Annotated in this window: 2 protein-coding genes; both read left to right on the top strand. The window is 74.0% G+C overall.

Going from position 1 to position 1,938, the window contains the following annotated elements; genetic code table 11:
• A partial coding sequence (locus tag EYA84_RS31260) for a saccharopine dehydrogenase (protein ID WP_131057782.1) occupies positions 1-778 on the top strand: 778 nt, incomplete at its 5' end.
• On the top strand, positions 775-1,938 hold a 1,164-nt coding region (locus EYA84_RS31255; protein ID WP_131057781.1), incomplete at its 3' end, for a Gfo/Idh/MocA family oxidoreductase. The genes EYA84_RS31260 and EYA84_RS31255, both read left to right, overlap by 4 nt.

Raw genomic sequence — 1,938 nt, 5'->3', positions numbered from 1 at the left:
GGCCACCGCCGTGACGGCGGTGGCCGGCGGCAGCGGCCGGACCGGCGTGGTGTCGGCCGGGATGATGCCCGGACTGACCGGGCTGCTGCCCCGGCTGCTCGCCGCCCACCTGCCCGACGGCGACCGGCTGACCGGGTACGTCGGCGGGCGGGACCGGTTCACGCTGACCGCCGCCGTGGACTACGTCGCCGCCGACGAGAGTTTCGGCTGGCCCGCCGCGGCCTGGCGGGACGGCCGGGTGGCGCGCAACGCGTTGCGCCCGGTGCCGGAGCTGACGCTGCCGTGGTTCCCCGAGCCGGTCACCGCCCAGCCCTACCTGGGCACCGAGACCGCCCGGGTGGCCGCCGTGCTGGGGCTGCGACAGGTCGACTGGTATTCGGTCTTCGCCGGCGAGCGGGTGCTGGCCGCGCTGCGGACCGGGTCCGGGACCGCCGAGAGCGGGCACCGGGAGGCCGGGGAGCGACTGTGCCGGGCGGCGGAGCTGGACCTCTTCGGCCACCCGGCGTACCAGAACCTGGTGGTCACCCTCTCCGGACCGAGCGGGGAGCGGACCGCCGTGGTCCGCAGCACCGGCGCCAGCGAACTCACCGGAAGCATGGCCGCGCTGACGGCCCGAGCGGTGCTGGCCGGCGCGGTACCGCCCGGTGTCTGGCACACCGACGAGGTCCTCGACCCGATCGCCACCGTCACCGAACTGGCGGCGGTGCCGGCGGTGCCGCTGGCCGCCGTGGTGGCGGACGTCTCCGCCGTCGAGCAGTACGAGGAGGACGTGATATGAAGCGACCCACCCGGGTGGTCGTCTGTGGCACCCGGTTCGGCCAGGTCTACCTGGAGTCCTTCCGCGAGGCGGACCCGAGCTTCGAGCTCGCCGGGGTCCTCGCCGGTGGCAGCGACCGGTCCCGCGCCTGCGCCGCGCACTACGGCGTGCCGTTGTACACGGCGGTGGACCAGTTGCCCGACGACATCGACATCGCCTGCGTGGTCATCCGGGGCGGGCTGCTCGGCGGCCGTGGCTCCGAGCTGGCCATGGAGCTGATGGCGCGCGGCGTGCACGTGCTCCAGGAGCACCCGCTGCACCACGACGAGCTGGCCCGCTGCCTGCGCCAGGCCCGCCGGCACAAGGTGGTGTACCAGCTCAACCCGTTCTATCGGCACATCACCCCGGTCCGTCGGTTCCTCGGCGCGGCGGGCGAACTGCTGCGCCGCCAGCCACCGCGTTACCTCGACGTCGCCTGCGGCTTCCAGTTGGCGTACTCGCTGCTGGACCTGCTCGGTCAGGCGCTCGGCGGGGTGCGGCCGTGGCGGTTCACCGAGCTGCCGGCCCTGCCCGTGTCGGTCACCTCGGCGACCGAGCTGGACCTGCCGTTCCGCAGCCTGGACGGGGTGCTGGCCGGGGTGCCGGTCACGCTGCGGGTACAGAACCAGATGGACCCGGCCGACCCGGACAACTACGCCCACCTGATGCACCGGATCACCATCGGCACCGAGGCCGGCAACCTCACGCTGGTGGGTACGCACGGCCCGACGGTCTGGACCGCGCGTCCGGACTTCCCCCGCGAGGTCGCCGGCATCGGCGCCGACCCGCACTTCGCCGCCGACCGTGACACCAGCACCCCCAGCGCCGTCACGTTCGGCCCGACCGAGGTGCCGCACTACGACACGGTCTTCGGCACCACCTGGCCGCAGGGCGTACGCCGGGCACTGTGGACCCTGCGGGACACCGTCGAGCGGGGCGAGGACCCGCTGCGGCAGGGCCAGTACCACCTGACGCTGTGCCAGCTGTGGCAGGAGCTGACCGCTATCCTCGGCCCGCCGGAGCTGGTCTCCGCCGAGCCGCCCCGGATGCTCGGCGCGGGTGACCTGGCGGCCCTGGCGGCGGCCGGTGAGGCGGCGGCTGTCTCTTATTCACAACTCCGAGCCCACGAGACTAGCGCTCAT

The organism is Verrucosispora sp. SN26_14.1 (assembly GCF_004307965.1).
Lineage (GTDB): Bacteria > Actinomycetota > Actinomycetes > Mycobacteriales > Micromonosporaceae > Micromonospora.
The sequence above is the reverse complement of the archived record's forward strand: the minus strand, read 5'-3'. Positions and strand labels throughout refer to the sequence as shown.